This is a genomic window from Paenibacillus sp. FSL R5-0766, assembly GCF_037971845.1.
Classification (GTDB): Bacteria; Bacillota; Bacilli; order Paenibacillales; family Paenibacillaceae; genus Paenibacillus.
Genome location: NZ_CP150227.1, coordinates 3,048,464 through 3,067,808, shown reverse-complemented (window position 1 = coordinate 3,067,808; position 19,345 = coordinate 3,048,464). Strand labels below are relative to the sequence as shown.

Sequence of the window (19,345 nt, the reverse complement as noted above, 5' to 3'; positions counted from 1 at the left end):
TCCTCTGCGTGGCAATCGTATACGATACAGATCCATATTCCTAGTATGGAAGCAATCGCCTTACTTATGCATTTCAATGTGATTATGCAAAAAAAACCACCACGGAATTTTCATTCCATAGTGGTTTATACGAAACTTAAATACAGTTACACCAATGATTTATCACGCTGTAGTAATACGTCTTGTTCATAGGATTTGATATCGGTGATCCACTTTTCACGAACTGGAACGCCTTGCTGAGCACAATAGTAGTCCCAGATCGCGCCAAACGGATAGGATTTGAACTCTTCCGTTAAGGCAAGGCGCAACGTGTAATCCCCTTCCAACTCGGCTTGTTTCAAAGCTTCCACCGGTTCGAGCATCGCTCGGAGAAGGGCTTTGATCGTGTTGCGAGTACCCACAACCCATGCAGCTACACGGTTAATACTTGCATCAAAGAAATCCAGTCCAATATGTGTGGTCGCAAGCAGATCATGTCGAACCAGTTCACGGGCAATTTCCAGCAGCTCATCGTCCATAATTACCACATGGTCACTATCCCAACGCATCGGGCGGCTTACGTGAAGCAGAATGCCACTTGTAAACAATGACAAGGAAGACAGTTTATTGGAAATAACCTCTGTTGGATGGAAATGACCCGCATCAAGACAGATCAACGTATCATTTTGCAAACCGTAACCCATATAGAACTCATGAGAACCCACCACATATGCTTCTGAACCCAGACCAAACAGCTTACTCTCTACCGCGTCTAAGTTGTGCTCTGGGTTAAGTGGTTCGCCAAATACTTCATCCAGCGATTCTTTGAGACGTTTACGTGGTGTCAACCGGTCAACTGGATTATCCTTGAATCCATCCGGGACCCATACATTGGTTACACAAGTCTGACCAAGCTGTTCCCCGAAATAAGCACCAATCCGGCGGGATGCCTTGCAGTGATCAATCCAGAACTTGCGAATCTCAGGGTCTGGATGACTGAGCGTGAACCCGTCACTTGATTTTTCATGGGAAAAGCATGTTGGGTTGAAGTCCAGACCGAGTCCTTGTTCTTTGGCCCACTTCACCCAGTTCTCATAATGCTTTGGCTCAATCTGATCCAGTTCAACCTGCTCGTCTGTATCCGTGTAGATCGCGTGCAGATTGACCTTATGTTTGCCGGGAATCAGAGCAAAAGCTTGCTCCAGATCGTTACGAAGTTCTGCCGGGGTTGTCGCAGCGCCCGGATATTGACCTGTAACGGAAATACCACCTGTTAACTCCCCATCTTTATTCAGAAATCCTTTGACATCGTCGCCTTGCCAGCAGTGTACGGAAACTTTGATCTCCGCGAGTTTGTTCAGTACCTCGTCCGTATCAATTCCGTGCTGGGCATACAATGCCTTGGCTGCTTCATACGCTTGCTTGACTTGGTTATCCATCCGCAAGAACCCTCCTATTTTAACGTGTAAATGCTGCCGGTACACCGCCATCAATGGTCATCATACAACCGGTTGTTTTTTCGGATTTCGAAGAAGCAAAGAATGCAATTCCTTCCGCAATATCTCTTGGATAGATATTCACGAGCAATGTCGTCCGTTTGCGATAATACTCTTCCAATTGATCCGGTTCAATCCCATATGCCGCTGCACGTTCGTTTCTCCAGGAACCGTTCCAGATCGCTGAACCCTGTAGAATGGCATCTGGAAGAATCGTGTTGACACGAATGCCATACTCTCCACCTTCTGCTGCAATACAACGTGCCAGATGTGCTTCCAGCGCTTTCGCTGAGCTGTAAGCCGAGGCGCTTTTACCTGCATACACCGAGTTCTTGGACCCGATAAATACCATGCTTCCACCAATACCCTGCTGTTTCATCAGCTTGAACGCTTCACGAGCCACGAGGAAATACCCTGTACCCAGTACATTCATGTTCAGGTTCCATTCCTTCAGGGACGTTTCGTCAAATGGGCTGGATGTCGCCAATCCGGCATTGTTCACGATGATATCCACTCCGCCATATTGCACTGCAACATCTGCATACGCAGATTGAACGGCTTCCTCATCGGTTACGTCCATTTTCAGCGCATAAGCACGATTTGCACCGTACTGATCATTGATTTCCTGCGCTACCTTCTGTGCGCCCTCCAGGTTGAGATCAGCAAGCACCACATGTGCGCCTTCTGATACCAATCTACGTGCTGTTTCACTTCCGATCCCGCCTGCTCCACCTGTGATAAACGCCACTTTGCGGGAGAATTCGGTTTCTGCCGGAGCCAGTGACAATTTGTACAATTCCAACGGCCAGTACTCCACATTGTAAGATTCATTTGCACTGAGTGATACGAATTGACCCAGGCTAGTAGCTCCACGCATAACGGCAATCGCTCTGTGATACAACGCTCCGCTTACTTGGGAAAGCGCCCAGCTCTTACCTGTGTTGATCATGCCCACACCTGGAATGAGGATTACGCGAGGTGCTGCTTCGAACATGACATCACCTTCGTTTTTGTTGCTCTCAAAATACTGCTGATATTGCTCTTTGTAGGCAGCCACACCTTCCACCAGCTTGGCTTTTAAGCCTTCGATATCTTCGGCATCTGGTGTCCAATCAATGAACAGAGGTACCACTTTGGTATGTACCAGATGATCCGGGCAAGCTGCGCCCACCTGAGACAATTCCGGGGAATCTGCTCCGCCCACAAAAGCAAGTACGTCCTCTTGATCATCAAAGGACAAAATCATTTTTTTGCTATCGGATACCGCTCCACGAATCGTTGGCATCACGCGTGATACGATCTGACGACGAACATCAGCGGCAAGTGCCGGGTGTTTCACACCACCGAACAAACTTCCTTCGTCCACCCGTGCTTCGATGAATGCTTCTGCTTCATTGATAATTTTGATGGTCTGAGCGTAACATTCCTCGGATGTTTCTCCCCAAGTGACAAGTCCGTGTTTTTCCATCAGTACGAGTTCGGCATTGGGATTCGAGAATACGCTTTCAGCAATCATTTTAGATAACGTAAAACCTGGACGTACGTAAGGCACCCATACAAAACGATCACCGTAGATCTCTTTCGCTAATTCCTTGCCGTTATCCGCACAACACAGGCTGATAATGGCATCCGGGTGCGTATGATCCACATGTTTATATGGAAGGAACGCATGCAGCAGAGTCTCGATGGAGGCACGCGGGTGTTTGGCATCAATCATGCAATGTCCCAGATATTCAACCATCTCTTCATCCGACATGGATTCACGTTCAATTAATGGTCGAATGTCTTCAAGCCCAAGTCCGGTAAAATGTTTTGCTTCCATGGAACCGAGGTCAGAGCCGCTTCCCTTCACATACATTACTTCTACATCACGACCACGAAAATCCTTCACTGTCGTTTTGGTAGACGTATTGCCACCGTAGATGTTACATACGCTGCGATCAGATCCAATCAGATTGGATCGGTAAACCAACTGCTCAAGTCCTGTTGTTTTCTCAGAAGCCTGCGATGCATCCCATAAACTCTGTACCATTTGTTTCCCTCCGATAATGTTTGTTTTATTCCTAATCCGAGTTTAACATCTTTGTTTTATTTTGAAAACAAAATATTTTAAAACCAAACGGAAATATTCAAAAGTCATTATAGATTGAACTGTTTTATTAAAAAAACACCCTGACGTGAACGTCAGAGTGTTCCTGTTTCATCCGCGGATTAGAAAATCCCCGCTTTTTGGGAAGTGTTTTTAATACCATAGGTATCATTAACTACGGTGTTGCCAAAACTCGTTAAGCTTCCGTTCGGACCTGTGGCCATGTCCAGATAGTTCAGACCGGAGCTGTTTCCGTACCAAGACCAGGCAAGCCAGCCTACCCCTTTTTCCTGACCATATCTCATGATGGCATATTCGTCCACATCACCGTTTGTGTGATATCCCCCGAATTCACCAATGATCAGAGCCAATCCTTTGTTCAGCACATTTTCCATATTGGCTTTGACCGTTGCAGCATCTTTGCCAGCATACTCATACATATGAATGGAGAAGACCGTATTTTTCTGAGAATCGGCTGCAAATACACTTTGTCCATAATCCACGATGGATTGAGGGAACTGTCCCCATCCGGCTGCATCTACAATTAGCGTATTTTTAATTCCCGCATTTCGGAGTTTCGGAATGGCTTTTTTGTAACCATCAGCCCACGCACTTCCATTCCACGTTCCATACCATTCATTGGCGATGTTGACGATGACCCGATCTTCTTTGCCAATCAAAGCTTCCTTAATACTAATCCAGTAGTTTACTGCCGCATCCAACGAATTATAGTCATCTTTCCCTGTGGCGTCATGGACCTCGAGTACAGCTATCATTTTATTTTGGTTAACCACATTAATAATATTTTTAACAGCGTTCAGATCATCTTTGGTGTACAGGCTACCATTCGAAAGAACAATGCGTACCGTATTGGCACCTGTTTTGGCGATTGAAGGGATAGCGGTATTCAAATCATTTTTGAACCAGGAATGGCCGTGATTAACACCTCTCATGACAAAAGCCTTGCCTGTGGAATCGTACAACTTGTTACCGCTTACATAAAAACCTGTAGCAGCAGAAGCTTTGGGGGCTGCACTCCCTAATACCATGAACATAAGAGCAGCAATAACCGTGAAGATTGTACACTTTTTCAGATTAACCATTCGTTTGGAACCTCCTGTATTTGTTTTTTTTATTTCAATTAACCCTGCTCCAGGCAATAAGTTAATTAAAATCGTTGGTAATAGAAGTTCTTTTGTTAGCAAACAAACAACAAATAACTTTGTTATAGTTACGTTATTTAGTTTAAATAAACTTTATCGTTAAGGTTATGAAGTTATAATAAATTGAAAACGCTTACCAGTCAAGATCTTTTTACCATGATTAGGAATGATTTGTTTTTACATAACACAGCAAAAAAAAGGCTCTCTCCCCTCACAATCGTTCGGAGAAAGAACCCTCTGTATTATAAACGTCAGTTAACTCTTGTTTAAGTCTTGTTTAACTGTTGTTTAATCCCTGCTTTAGACTAAGTGTCTTCTCTAAGTCCCGCCAATACCAACCCAACCCGGTACTGTGGTCTCACCCGAATCTCATTAAACTTTCCAATCTCCACACCCTCAAACCGCTCCACATAAGCCTGATTCACATAACTCTCAGTCGTCCCTTTTCGAATTGGGGTTATAGACAGACGAAGCGCGTAATCAGCCAACAAATGACGGGATTGCTTCAAACCAAGCATCCAGCTGCGTCCATAGTTAATATGATCCGTTAACATCTGATGATGAATATGTGCTGCTGCAACGTCTCCTTCATAATCAATCTCAACCCACACGTCATCTACTTGTTCCGGCCACGCTGTGTCCAATCTCAGTGTTGCTGCATACTCTTTCGGATAATCAACCTCTACAGCAGGTTCGTAAGGCGAAACTTGGAATGTATACGTATCGAATACTCCTTGCTTAGACTGGGTTAAGACGGCATATTCAGAAGCTGAAACATGCTCTGGAGCCGGATAGAAGGATACCTCCATCTCTGGTTGCTCCACAGATGTACATAGGAGCATCTCATTCTGTACATACAGATGACTGCTGCTAATTACAAGCCTTTCTTCTCCGCCCACACGGAAACGGTAGGCATGTAATGCCTCTTCACGGGTCAATGTAATGATTCGTATGACCATACCGTCCGATGTTGTGATTTGCAGATGATGGTCCTTGCCGGCAATCGGATGTATCACAACTTCATTCCCCTGCTCCGATACTGTACCTTCAGGCATCTCCACATTTGTAACAGATGATGCATCAACAACATACTCAGGCGCCATGCCTTCATGGGCATAAAAGACAGCCGTAAGCTCCTGATTTACCATAAATCGGGTCAGTGGCTGAACGGTAGCACTAATGATCTTCATTCCACTCAGATTCATATGGAAAGGCAGAATGGCCGGCATGCCGGATTTCAGCTGCATCGTTCCTTCTCTTGGATAAAAAGCAGTCCCTTTGCTGGTATGCAGTTCCAATTGTATATCTCGATCAGGCATCGCCACATGATCCTGATAATTATTCATGAACAGGAATCCTGAGCCATCTTGTTGGCGAACAGACCAACGCAGATCCATCGTGTTCTCCGGTGTTATCGCATGTTGACCATCCGGTACAACACAGCCCATCGGTGCAAGCAACTCACCGTATGCTTCCAGGAACATGGACAAGCTTCGAATGCGGTCATACGATTCACCAATACGCCCAAATTCCCCGAGTGGCGATTGGTAATCATACGTCATTTTCGGCAATGCCTGCTCATTCATATATGAATTTTTGCCTATCGGATTGGTCCCCCCGTGATACATATAATACCCAACCAGATTGCTGCCGTTCGCAAGTTTCACAATGGTCATCGCCTCAACACTGTCCGCATCAACAACCGGACGAGCGTGATAACTGACCTGCATGCCTCCAGCAAGCTCGCAATACGCAGCAGGGTACTCCAGACTGTCATAATCCACTTCTTCCACAGGATTCATATGCAGATCCCGGAACAAATACTCCCGGCTTGGAGGCTGATTGGGAATCCATGGTGTGTACGCATACCCCGCTAGCATCGGTAATGTTCCTTCTTCAGGCACCGCAGCATTACCCCAGGCCGTGGCAGTATAGAACATCGGCTTCATACCGACTTCTTCGGCAATATGGCGAAGCATCTTCAGATGTTCTCGCCCGTCCCGGCCGGAGGTAATGTATTTTTCGCGGGTATATCCCCAGGCATCCATGGGTGCGCCAGCGTGCATATACTCATTTTCTAACTGTACCCCGATAACAGGGCCACCCTCCTGATAAAAGCAGCCGTTGAGCTGACGGGCAATCTCCTGATATAATCGCTTAGCGTAATACAGATATCCTTCATCGTTCGACCTGACTTCGAATGGATAACTGAATAACCAATCCGGCATCCCACCATTACGAACTTCCCCATGACAGAATGGACCAATCCGCACAATCAGAGGCAGCTCATGTTTGCCACACAGATCCACAAAGTGCCGCAAATTCAGATTTCCTGACCAATTAAATTCGCTTTCCTGCTCCTCGTGAAAATTCCAGAAAACATAGGAAGCGACAATGCTCACCCCGCCTGCCTTCATCTTCAGTAATTCTTCTTCCCACTGCAAGTAAGCGAATCTGGAGAAATGAAACTCACCTACCACGGGAATATGGGGTTTAGCATTACGAGTCATATAATAGTTGGTAAAATCATACGATTCCCCTCGTGGGCTTTTGCCGCCACTGCCAGTCATGCGACCCGCACGAATGTCCTTATCTTCCGCGTCCAATATAAAGCGAATCTGGCTACCTGCTATATTATCATTCATGGATTATATAACTCCTTCGATATAAATGGGATGGGTTGAAACGATTATCAATTATCGATGGATGATTGCCCCTTGATGATTCGGGTTTTTCTCCAATACCCGGTCCAACTCAAGTTTGGCTTCACTTATCCGCCCCAGCCCCAGAAGACCCAATGCCCGCATATACCGGCAATGTTCTTTATTTCGTTGATTGAGATCGTCGTCGAATACTAGAAAATCGGGCAGAGATACCGCAAAATAATCCATTCGGATATGATCATGCATATGTCTTTCCGCATAGTCAATGAGTTTGTTAAAGCGTCGGTTTGCTTCCTTCACATTGCCAAGCTTCTGCCAGGCCAGACCCTGATAATAGATGGATTCCGGCGGTTGGTCATTATAAAACATCGCGCTTGCCGGTTCATTCAAACCGATGGATGCTCTGTGGAAATTCTCCTCTGCCGCCTGATCATTCTTCAGTTGCTGGTAGGCACAGCCAAGATAAAAGTAAACGGGGTTGTCTCCGGCTCCCTCCAATTTACCTTCACCTAAGTTCTCCGGGTAAACCAAAGCCTTCTGCAACAGCTCCATTGCTAGTTCAGGTTGTTGTTTCTCCAGTTTTCGCTTTGCCAGTTCTGTCAGTGCCGTAACATATTGTCCTGTTACCTTACCTTCTCCACCCTCCCATGGATGAAACCGCCGGGTCTGAAGGGCATTCCATGCTTCTTGATGACTACCTTGCATATTCAGTAAAGTCACCCACTCGATATACAGATCATCACGGTGGTGAACCAACTCCATATGTTGTTCCAGCAATTTGATTCGATGCTCGCAGGAATACCCTATTTTCTTGTGCAATTGATCCAACTCGTAGAAGATTCGGGCATCCTGCGAATCCAACTGGAATGCTTCCTCTAATGATGCCAGTGCAAGATCGGGACGATTCAGCTTGTTATAATAAGCCAGTCCCAGATTCCGATGTACAGTGGAATATGCAGCATCCACCTCGCGTGAAGTTTCCCAATGGGTAATTGCTTCCTCGTAGCGTTTATGATCATATAACCAATTTCCCAGGTAATAGTGAGCACGCGCATCATTCGAATCCACTGCCAATGCATCCTGAAGCACCATGAATTCAAATAACGTATTAGGAAAACAATAATCCGTTGGAGCAGCTTTCCCCTGCTTTTGACATTCCCGGGCCTGCTCCACATCCCCCAGCTGACGATACAAGTAAGCCTGAGCATAACCAACCATAGGATACGGCTGTGCAATTTCGGATTCAACATAAGAGAGTACCGTCAGTGCTTCTTCCCACAATCCACAATCCGCGTAGTCTGCGGCTAGATTCAGATAATTATAAACGTCTCCTCGCATCAGACGATGGAAATGCTCACGTGTTTGCCGCGCTTGTTCTCTCTCTGAAGGTGCAGTTGCTCCACTGTAGATCAGGACTAACTCATGTGCGGCTCCAAATTCAACGGGGTCCAGTTCCAATGTCTCACGCGCATATTGGATCGCCTGTTTATCTTGACCCAATCTACGTAACAGAGCCACCTTCAGATGGCGAGCCTTATAATTTCTGGTGTTACGAATCAGCGAACGTTCGATGTGATCCAAAGCTTCGATGTCCCGTTGTAACGCCGTATCGATCTGAGCAAGCATGTAATAACCTGTATCCTGATACTGTGCAGACCATACGGCTTTATACAGTGCTGCGTAGGCTTCTTCCTGTTTCCCCTGTAATTTCAAACTCAGACCGAGTTGGTAAAAAGCTTCACTATCATATGGATTCGTATTTTTCAATGTCAGCGATTGAATGGCCTGTCTGAAATGCTTCTCTGCATCTTGGAACAATCCTCTACGCAGCAGCAATGTGCCATACGCAATGTTTAGACGAATATCCGTTGCATCACGCTTCAAACCTTCCAGATAATAAGGTTCCGGTTCATACGTGGCATGCCGATATTGCTCCAAATGAAGACCCGCCAGATATAGTTGTTCATTCGTACGAATCTCGGATGGTAGCGGGAGTGGTGTGGCCGGATCTGGAACTTCCTGAATCTCAGAACGTTCAGGTTGATAGGCTACAAGTACTCTTCCTTCCGCAGTTCGAACACTTAACTTCAACTGATGCCATTCATCTTGTCCGCTCCACGGGAATGAAGATTTATATAGTTCCGTAGGTGAGATATTACATCTCTCATGGAGATATACCGTGGTTGGACCTATCGCTTCAACGGTCACTTGTTCAAAAACCGACGTCGCATATACCATTACGGTTACCATTCCGGTCGTTTCGTCCATTTCCAGATTAACCGCTGCATCAATCGTTGCATTTTTGACCATACCAATTCCTTTATACGGCATAAAATACTGCGAGAATGATTTCGCTTCATAGGGCTGTAACCATGTAAAATCAGGCTGATTATCGGTATAGATCCCGGTCATTAATTCAATATAAGGTCCATCCTCGTCCGTTAACTGACGATCCCAGGCTTGCCCGAATTCCCCGTTCCCCCAGGTCCATTGCTTCTTGCCCGGAGAAATATGATGATTGGCTACATGCAACAAACCTGCCTGAATCCCATGGTCATAACCCCCTACAAAATTATAATTCGACTTATACGCCATATAGGATGTTGGAACCGGTATGTTTTTGTATCGGGAGATATCTACACCTTCGGAATAGTCCATCTTGTAATAGGTGCCAGTTGCGATGGGAAAGCGGGATACATCCCGTTTTCCATGGTCCAGCACAGCCGTTACATCAGGTGGAAAAACGGATTGTGTATGATCGTTAACAGCTACAGCCGGGTTGGCCCACCATAGAAAAGTTTGAGGTGCGCTGGTGCGATTGTATACCTCGGCATGGATTTCAAGATAGGCTCTGCCGGGATGTAATGTGAAGCCAGCGGTCATTTTGGTACCATACATGCGATCAATCTCACCCACCCACACGGTAGCGCTTCCATCTTCATTACTGCCAAATGTATAATCGACTGGACCAAACGTGTTGGGCCGATGATGCTGTGGCCAGTTGAATTCAATTCCTCCGGAAATCCATGGCCCTGCCAGACCCACGAGCGCAGGTTTAATCACCCGGTTATAATATACAAAATCGTAGTTGTTGGTCCGATCCAGCGCACGATAGATCCGTCCACCGAGTTCGGGCATCATCTCGATACGTACATATTCATTTTCGAGAATAACTAATCGATAAGACTTCATTTTGGCCTCATCTTCAATGCTGTCGATCACGGGATGCGGGTACACCTTACCCGAACTTCCCTGGTAGATTCTCTTTTCAAGAAACATCGGATTTTTGTCCGGTTTACCTGTACCATAGGTTGGAATATCTCTGGTTTCTTCCCATATGCGAACATTTGATTTCGCTGTCACGTGATTCAATTCCCTCACTCCTCGGCCTCGTATATATTGTGATCATACGCTCCGACATGCAGGAAGAACATTGACATTAAGCGGTTCTTGATGGACGATCTTCGGATTCCCCCATAACCAAAGAGAGCACCGATCCACTGAATAATGCAGTGAAAGGTACTCTCTGATTGATCTTGATTAACTTATCTACGACGTGCAAAATCCACAAATCTGAACTTATCCGGCCGATGCCTCGACTCCGTATACTGAAATTGACTGGCATCCTCCAGGTACACCTGGCTCCTCACCACAACCACATTATGGAACCCTTCAAGATCAAGTAGTTCCCTGTCCTCGGCGGTGGGTTCTTCCACCAAAATCTCTTTTTTGGCAAACGAAATGGAAAGTCCCAGCTCTTGCTCAATGTACTGATAAATGGAATCATTACAGATCTCTTTGCTGAGCCCAGGAACAAGCCGCTGGCTAATGTAATCTTTGTCCAGTATGACATGCTCTCCATCCACTTTGCGCACACGTCTGATCTCCCAGACCTGTTCATTCAGACCAAAGTTAATCTTCTTGTGCAACACCTGATCCACCTGCTGCTCCTCGAAAACCTTCACATACGTTTGAGCACGATGTCCCATTTTTTTGGCCAATTCCTTGAAGCTAACCAGACCTGAGATGGGAAAATCGATCTTGCGTATATCCAGTACAATCGAGCCCTTGCCTTGAATCTTCTGAATATAACCTTCTTCGTACAACATTTTCAATGCTTTGCGAATAGTCTCTCGAGACGTTTGATAACTTTCCGATAGATCCAGTTCCGATTGAAGCAGCGTCCCTGCCTCTATCTCTCCGGTCCGAATACGATCTGCAATATCTTCATATATCCGGATAAATTTATTATTCATTATTCATCACCATTGTTCATTACCCTTTTTTATCATATTGGCAACTATTATAACATTAAAAACCAATCAAGCGGTAATGTCGTTACTGCCAATGATTGCAGTATCACATGTAAGAATCAATTCAATCTAGATATGACGATCAAGCGCTGACGCTTTCTCCACTTGATCTGTACGGTTCTCATCCATAACTTGAATCAGCTTATTTAAACGGAAGATCAGCGCTGCAGCTTCGGATCTGCTTAAGTGCTGCATGGGACGGAAGCTGCCGTCTTCATATCCGGTAATCATGTACAAACCTGCAAGTTCCTGAACTTCTTCTTTGGCCCAATTAGATACATCAGTCTGGTCGGTAAACGCTCTTGGGGAAGTCAGCGGTTCCGGTCTGATTTTACGAACAACATTTGCTATAATCTTGGATGCCTGTTCCCGTGTCACCAGCGCATGTGGAGCGAATTTGCCGTTTCCCATGCCTTGAACCATCTCATGATGAACGGCTGCCTTAATCTCAGGAGCAAACCAATCCTCATCGTTCACATCCTGAAATCCATGTTGTTCATTAACCGTTGTGTCCACACCCATCAGACGCACGATTAATGCGGTAAATTCTGCACGCGTGATCGGACGACGTGGCTCGAAGCGAGTTTCACTCACACCTTGAATGATATTTTGTTCCGCCAGCCAGGTGATCTGATCTTTATTGAATGTTTGGCTGATATCAATAAATTTGATAATTTTTTTCACAGGTACATCAGGCTGCTCAGACGGTTCTGGTTGTGAACTCACCTCATCGGCTTGTTCCGATGTACCGTTTGGACTCGGGGTTGCACCGCCACCGCTCCAGGCGGATGGTGGATACGGAAAAGTCATGGCTGCGGCCCGTTTGCTTTCACTTTTCTCACCCGCTGAATTCTCCGTCCATACTTCCACCTCATAATGCTGCTCGGCATTCAGTCCTGTCCATACATAACTGCGCTGCGTGCCACGGTAGATCTCACGATCTTTATGGGTGATCACAATCACCTCATTTATTGAATCCAGTTCCCAAGTGAGCTTAATCGCACTTGTGCCTTGCGCTACGGCTGCAACTGTCAGATCCTCGGAAGGCAACGTCTCGAATTCCGGAACCTGGAGCGCTTCACCCTCCCCTGCCTCATTAAATGGAATGATTGCAAAGTCAGTATAACGCTCTGCACTATTTAATTGAGATACATGTATGGATGTCTCCGTTGTCGTTCCCACAAGCTCCTCATTTCGATAAACTCGATAACCCGCAGCACCAGGAATCAGTTCCCATACAATGTCTGCACCATACATGGAACGCCCCTCTACTACAGGAGGAGAAGAAGCACTACCGGGCAAAGTCATTGCTGGAAGGTAATAACCACCATCACTACTGCCCGAGGCATTCATGGTCTTCACTGTATAAATATAATTCACGCCCGGTTCGAGTTCCTTGTCGTCATAGAACAGTTCGTCTGCAGGAACACGAGCAATCTCCACACCGTCACGCTCAATGATAAACAACTCGGCACCTTCGACCCGGCTCTGTTCCAATATAAGACGAATGTGGTCCTTCGCCGAATGATACTCCACTTCGACAGGAGCTGCTGGTTTGGTCAGGACAGAATACACGAGCTTCTCCGATGAATCTCCCTGGTCATTCTCTGTGTAGATTTCAATCGGGTACTGCTTTCCTGCATCCAGTTGATCAATAATAAACTCTTTTTGTTTGCCTCGGTATACTTCTGTACCATCCAGTAATATAACGAAAGTTTCGTTCCCATAAGGGAAGTCCCATTCTAGTTTGGCGTGATCTGTCTCTGGGAGTATCATCATTTCCAGTGAATCAACATGAGGCAAGGTGTAAAAAGGAGTCACGATCATTGGGCTTCCTGAACCAGCCGTATTATAAGGAATAATCTGTACCTGATCATATTGGGTTGCACTCTCCAGATGAGTTAATCTCACCTCTGTGATATCCCCTTCTTCAATCGTGGTGATGATCTGATCTCCGATACGTATGGTATATCCCTCCGCACCTTGTACCTTTGGCCAAGAGATCCATCCCTCCTTTTCCCCAATCTTGCTTGCATGTAAAGGTTCGTTAATGGTCGCAGGCAACGTTCGCAAGTGAACTTCGAAACCGGAATCACTCTCTCCCGTTGCATTGGATGTTTTGATCGTATACGTGTAATGCGCTCCTGGTGTCAGTCCATCATCTTCAAATGAAGCTTGATCTGCTGGAACCTTAGCGACTTCAACACCATCCCGCATAATGATGAATTGCTCTGCTCCCCGTGTTGAGCTTCCAGTCAGGTCCAATACCGCAGTCTGATCTGTGATGTGTGTTATGCCTGCCGTCTGAGGTGATATGGGTTTCGTTAAAACCTGAATCTGAGTAGGCTCTGACCGATGACCATCTTCATTAATCGCAACAAGTTCGAATTCATATGCTGTGCCATCCAGCATGCTATTGAGATGTACAGAGGGTTCAGACACGCTCTGCACATCTCCCGTTACCCGATTACGAATCTCATATGCAGCCGCTCCCTTAACAAAATCCCAAGCCAGATCCACCGCATGTGTTCCGGCTTTCACTGTTATACTTTCTGCAACCAATGGCAACGTTTGAGTCATTACACTGAAAGTAAGCGGCGCACTCGTTCCACTCGTATTGACTGCCCGAATCACATAAGTGTATTTCGTTCCTGGCAACAGATCCTTGTCTACGAAATGGGTTTCACTTGAATCCATCTGAGTGATCTCTCTTCCATCCCTTTCAATGACATAATGATCTGCCCCTTGGACACCAGTGTTACTGAAATCCAGACCCAGGCTGTTTTTTGCCACATCATATACCGCAATCTTAACGGGTTTCTCAGGCAAAGTCAGCAGAGATACATCCGTCGCTTCAGAACGAGTTCCCTGTCTGTTGACCGCCCATAGTTGATAGCGATGCCACGTTCCATCCTTGAGTCCTGTAATCGTTGCTTCATTCTCCATTCCTCTATAGATCTCCTTACCATTCTGCTCAATCACGTATTCAGCGGTACCTTCCACGACAGACCAGGAAACTTTTGCATGATGTACTCCTGAATCAACAAGTACTTCGGCAGGCGACACAGGTTTGGACAATCGGATGAGCTGAGCTGTTTCACCTGATCCAGAAGCATTCACAGCCTGAACTTCCAAAGCGTACTCTGTACCTGGCAACAATCCCTCAAGCATGTAGGCCAGTTCTGATGTTCTGCCCATTTCTGTTCCATTGATTTTCACAATATAGAGATTCGCCGTATCTACAGCTTGCCATGCAAGTCCCATACTTGTCTCACCAGTCGATGTGACATTAAGTCCTTCCGGCCTGCTAGGTAGCGTAAGAATTGTACTACTGGTAGATACACCGTACCCGGCAGCATTGCCCGCCTGTACTTCATAGGTATACTCATGACTGCTTGACAGGTGGTGAACAGCGAGTTGTGTATCTGATATCTCATGGCTCTGTCCATCGATGATCACCCGATATTTCGTTGCCCCAGCTACAGGCTCCCAGCTCAATATCGCTCCCTGTTCTGTTACTTGAACGACGTGAAGTCCCGAAGGGCTATCTGGTAGCGTTGTTCCTGATACCGAACTGCGCATCCCCTGTCCACTTCCGTTCACTGCTTGTATATCCAGTTGATAAGATGTTCCTGAACTCAGTCCCGCAAAGACCCATTCTTGGGTTCCAGCAGGAACCGTTCCCGCCTTCTCTCCATTCAACCATAACTCATAACGATCGGCTCCTCGTACTGCCTCCCAATTCAGACGAAGGCTCGCGGTGGAAGCATCTGATACCTGTAAGCCGGACACCTGTCCAGGTAACGTCTTGAGCAAAGGTAATTCTGCCAACGGTCCTGGTCCTGTCTCATTTCCGGCAATTAACGCATAGCTGTACTCCATTCCGCTATCCAGACCCGAGTCCAGATACTCCGTCTGCTCTCCTTCATATATGGCTGTTCCATCGCGTGAAAGACCATAATACGTTGCAGAAGTTACTGTCTCCCATTCTAATGAAATATCATGCTCCTGAATTTGAACGGCCATAAACTCACCGGGCATTGCCGGCAGTGTGAGAAATCCGGTCCTACTGCTACCACCTGCGCCACTTTCATTCATTGCCGTTACCGAGATGTTATGAATGGTTCCTGGAACGAGGTTGCTGACATAGGGAAGGCTACCAGGATCAGATACCGTCTGATCAAATACGGTGGCACCGTCCGAAGTAGTCACGATGATGCGGTAAGCATCTGCTCCTCGTACTGAATCAAATTGAATTTCGGCTAAATTGGGCTGTGAATCTACTTTTCGAACGTGCAACGTTCCGGGATCTGCCGGGGTAGTTAATACTTGAACACTTACTGCATCACTTACTCCGGTATGGTTTCTCACTCTAACTTCATATTCATAGACCTGACCACCGCTTAGGGAGTGATCGATTATACTGTGGTTAGGATAATCGAGTGTCCATGACTGCCCTGTAGTTTTGTTCGTTATCTCATACTGATATCCATCGGTAAACCTTTCCCCCGTTGGCAAATCCACTGTAAGTTCAGCTGAAGTCTCAGCGATCTGTGTCGTTTTCATATGACTCGGTTGCTGGGGCTTGCGTTGAATATGGTAAGGTGATGATGTTGTCTCATATGTATTCCCTGCTCTGTCCATGGTTTTCGCATGGATGTACCATATACCTTCCGATTCGATGGATATTTTATGCTGGTCAGAGCGGGCTTCAAGCCAATGCTCCGGTGATTCTGCACTGTTCGTAACTTGATAGAATCGTTCCAATTCCTGAATGCCTGAGTGGGAGTCGGCATACTGAATGGTAGTGGATATGTCCGTGTCCGTCCAGCCATGCCCGTTCGGTGCAAATGTAATCGTTGGTGCCATCTGATCCACATAGGCGATTCGACTCACTTCCTTGCTTACATTGCCAACAGTATCCCTTGCTCTAGCCCGAATGGTGGTAGCGCCATTTGTGCTTACTGTACCGCTATTTCCTGTCATATACGGGGCATCATTCATGCTGTATTCATAGGATATCGCTCGTTCATCCACACTTCCTGCGATAGTGAATTGCACATGTTCTTTACTCCATCCAGAAGGACTTAAACTAATCACCGGCTCGGTTGGAGCTGTCTTGTCAATTCGAACTGTAGCCTGAGCGGACGTGCTTATGTTCCCTACACGGTCAATTGAGCGTGCATATACGATCGTTTCTCCCTCGTCGGCAACCGTCACTTCGCCCTTGTAATCGATCCAAGGACCTTCTTTGTTAAGTCGATATTGGCTCTTGGCAAGCCCACTGCCCGCATCTTCACCACTGTTTATCGCAAAAGTTACATCCTGATTCGTCCAATCCTCTTCACTTAACGTAATCGTTGGTTGCTCAGGCCCGGTCTTGTCGATTCTGGCTGTTGCCGAAGTGGAAGCACTGACATTGGCGGCCCGATCAACACTACGTGCGTAAATCTCGGTTATCCCTTCTTCATTCAGTGTAAAAGGATTCTTGTAATCGATCCATTCTCCCTCACTTCTCAGCTTGTACTGTGTCAGACTAATGCCACTTGCTTCGTCCGTACCCTCCGTTAATGTCACGATTACCGCCGCTTTTGTCCATTCTGGCGGATTCAGCGAGATGACGGGAGGCGTTGGTGCCGTCCGATCTACCCTGGCTGTCACAGCCGTTTCCTGTCCCGTATTACCAAACGCATCAATACTGCGTGCCACAACAGTTGTGTTGCCTTCACTGTTTACGGTAAACGGATCGCTATATTCACGCCATTCTCCTGCCGGACCGACTTTCACTTCAGTCTTCTGAGTTCCGCTCAAAGCATCCTTGCCTTCTTCAACCGTGACCAGAACACCTTCTTTGGTCCAAGTGGATGGAGTGACTGTAACGGAAGGAGCAGTTGGACCCGTTGTATCTTTAATCATCTCTCCAGCGGATATAAATGGGGTCTGTATCCCTTCTCCATTCAGTGCCGCCACAAATACTTCATATTTTCCATCCGCGAGTCCGGTCAGGGCGAATTCTGTACGTGTGGAAGCTGTTGTTCCCGTTGCGAGGACTTGCCCACCTGGACTGCGTATTTCCGTTTTGTAATGGGTGCCCGCAGGATTTCCATTATTATTCCAGCTCGCTGTAACAGAGTTGCCTGATTGTGTCACAGCCGCAGCAGCCGGTGGATTCGCCAATGTATATTTGGTGGATGGACTGGAGTACCCCGTGTAGGAACCACTTGAATTTTTTGCTCGTACAGCAAAAGAATAACTCGTATTCGGAGTGAGCCCAGTCACCTGCAGACTGTTTGATGCACCTGTATCCACGATCTGATTCGTCGTCATATTTTTCAGTTCATACGTTACGGATGCATCATTAGCTTTCTTATCCCAGTTGACCGTCAAGTTATTAGAATTAACCAATGTGTATGTCGGTGTTCCGGGCACAACAAAACTTCTTACTGTAAAGTTAACGGTTCCTGCCGAGGATACTCCACCTTTGTCATCCATGACCCATACTTGCAACGTGTGTGTGCCATCTGGCAGGGTGTCAGGCAATGTGTAATTGGTGTTGAAAGACTGATTTGAACCCGTTGCGGTCATCTGGGTCAAAATGTTCTCAGACCCACCATCGATGGACCATTTCACGGTCAACAGGTCACCTATATCCGTATCCCGCGTTGTACCAGAGATCTGAAGTTGCTCACCTTTGTAATAGGTTTGACCCGAAGAGGGTGCTGTTAAGGTAAATGAAGGTGGAGCATTTTTGGGGCCAATCCCCACGATCGTTGAAAATTTGCGTGAAGCCTGATTCGCTGTTGCTTTGGCATTCCACCAGAATTGCGCTGCTGTATCACTCGCCGTAACGGTCTGGCCTGGAGTGAATGACGAAGGTGAAGAACCCCCTGTTAGCTGCGCATTGTCCGGACCGCTGTACTGTCCCATGTATATGCGATCTGCATTCACAACATTGTACGTATTCGCATAAAAAGCCGTGACCTGAACGCCGCCGCTGTAATTGCGCCATCCATTCTCGATGACTTCAAACGGAGATGCATCATTGCCATTCACCATCGTATCCCAATAAAATGTTCCACCCAAATTCAGTGCCGATCCACTACGGTTGATGGCTTCCAGTTCAACCTTCATGTATCCACCTTGTGAGGTAGCATTAACGATAGATACACGCAAAATATATTCGACATTGTCCTTTTGCCGGGACATTTCAATCACATTATTGTTAATTCGGTAATAATTAAGCGGCAATGTTTTGAAGTTCACGGGTGATCCATTATGGTCGATAATCGTAGATACATTCCCTGTATCACCACCGTAAAATACATTTGTGTTTGGTAGTAATACGATTCTGTATTTACCGTCACTGTTCATCTCCACTTTCACCTTGGAGGACTGTACAGCCTTCATGCTGGACGTATCGGATACAATTCCGATGGTTTCAACCGTTTCAGCCATTACCGTCGTTGCGCCCCATTCAAGCAACAGGGCTTGAGGTGATAATAACGCAAATGCCAGTACCACTTTGGTTAACTGTTCCGCTTGTTTCTTCACACGTTTTCCTGATTTCTTCAACGTCTACTCTCCTTTTTGGCACACACAAAAAAAAGGAGGCACCCCAACAAAGGAACGATGTCCTAAGTTG

At 46.5% G+C, this 19,345-nt stretch carries 7 protein-coding genes; all 7 read right to left on the bottom strand.

The window, feature by feature from the left end; genetic code table 11:
• Window positions 1-146: 146 nt before the first annotated feature.
• A complete protein-coding gene (rhaA, locus tag MKY66_RS13415; RefSeq protein ID WP_076214835.1) occupies window positions 147-1,418 on the bottom strand; it encodes an L-rhamnose isomerase in 1,272 nt (423 codons plus the stop codon).
• A gap of 19 nt (window positions 1,419-1,437) precedes the next feature.
• The gene (locus MKY66_RS13410; RefSeq protein WP_076214833.1) at window positions 1,438-3,507 is read right to left on the bottom strand and encodes a bifunctional aldolase/short-chain dehydrogenase; all 2,070 of its coding nucleotides are present in this window, start codon (window positions 3,505-3,507) and stop codon (window positions 1,438-1,440) included.
• A 179-nt stretch (window positions 3,508-3,686) separates the two neighbouring features.
• On the bottom strand, window positions 3,687-4,667 hold the full coding sequence (locus MKY66_RS13405) for a glycoside hydrolase family 5 protein (RefSeq protein ID WP_076214831.1): 981 nt from the start codon (window positions 4,665-4,667) through the stop codon (window positions 3,687-3,689).
• 365 nt (window positions 4,668-5,032) lie between these two features.
• Window positions 5,033-7,372, bottom strand: coding sequence for a beta-galactosidase (locus tag MKY66_RS13400; RefSeq protein ID WP_076214828.1), 2,340 nt, complete (start codon window positions 7,370-7,372; stop codon window positions 5,033-5,035).
• Between the two features lie 51 nt (window positions 7,373-7,423).
• On the bottom strand, window positions 7,424-10,762 hold the full coding sequence (locus MKY66_RS13395) for a DUF5107 domain-containing protein (RefSeq protein ID WP_076214826.1): 3,339 nt from the start codon (window positions 10,760-10,762) through the stop codon (window positions 7,424-7,426).
• A gap of 173 nt (window positions 10,763-10,935) precedes the next feature.
• Complete coding sequence (gene treR, locus MKY66_RS13390; protein WP_076214823.1) at window positions 10,936-11,646, bottom strand: trehalose operon repressor; 711 nt, start codon at window positions 11,644-11,646, stop codon at window positions 10,936-10,938.
• A gap of 126 nt (window positions 11,647-11,772) precedes the next feature.
• The gene (locus MKY66_RS13385; RefSeq protein WP_076214821.1) at window positions 11,773-19,275 is read right to left on the bottom strand and encodes a fibronectin type III domain-containing protein; all 7,503 of its coding nucleotides are present in this window, start codon (window positions 19,273-19,275) and stop codon (window positions 11,773-11,775) included.
• Window positions 19,276-19,345 lie beyond the last annotated feature (70 nt).

Excerpts from the sequence above, each read along its gene's own strand:
- rhaA (WP_076214835.1), bottom strand. The coding sequence starts at position 1,418 with ATGGATAACCAAGTCAAGCAAGCGTATGAAGCAGCCAAGGCATTGTAT.
- MKY66_RS13410 (WP_076214833.1), bottom strand. The coding sequence starts at position 3,507 with ATGGTACAGAGTTTATGGGATGCATCGCAGGCTTCTGAGAAAACAACA.
- MKY66_RS13405 (WP_076214831.1), bottom strand. The coding sequence starts at position 4,667 with ATGGTTAATCTGAAAAAGTGTACAATCTTCACGGTTATTGCTGCTCTT.
- MKY66_RS13400 (WP_076214828.1), bottom strand. The coding sequence starts at position 7,372 with ATGAATGATAATATAGCAGGTAGCCAGATTCGCTTTATATTGGACGCG.
- treR (WP_076214823.1), bottom strand. The coding sequence starts at position 11,646 with ATGAATAATAAATTTATCCGGATATATGAAGATATTGCAGATCGTATT.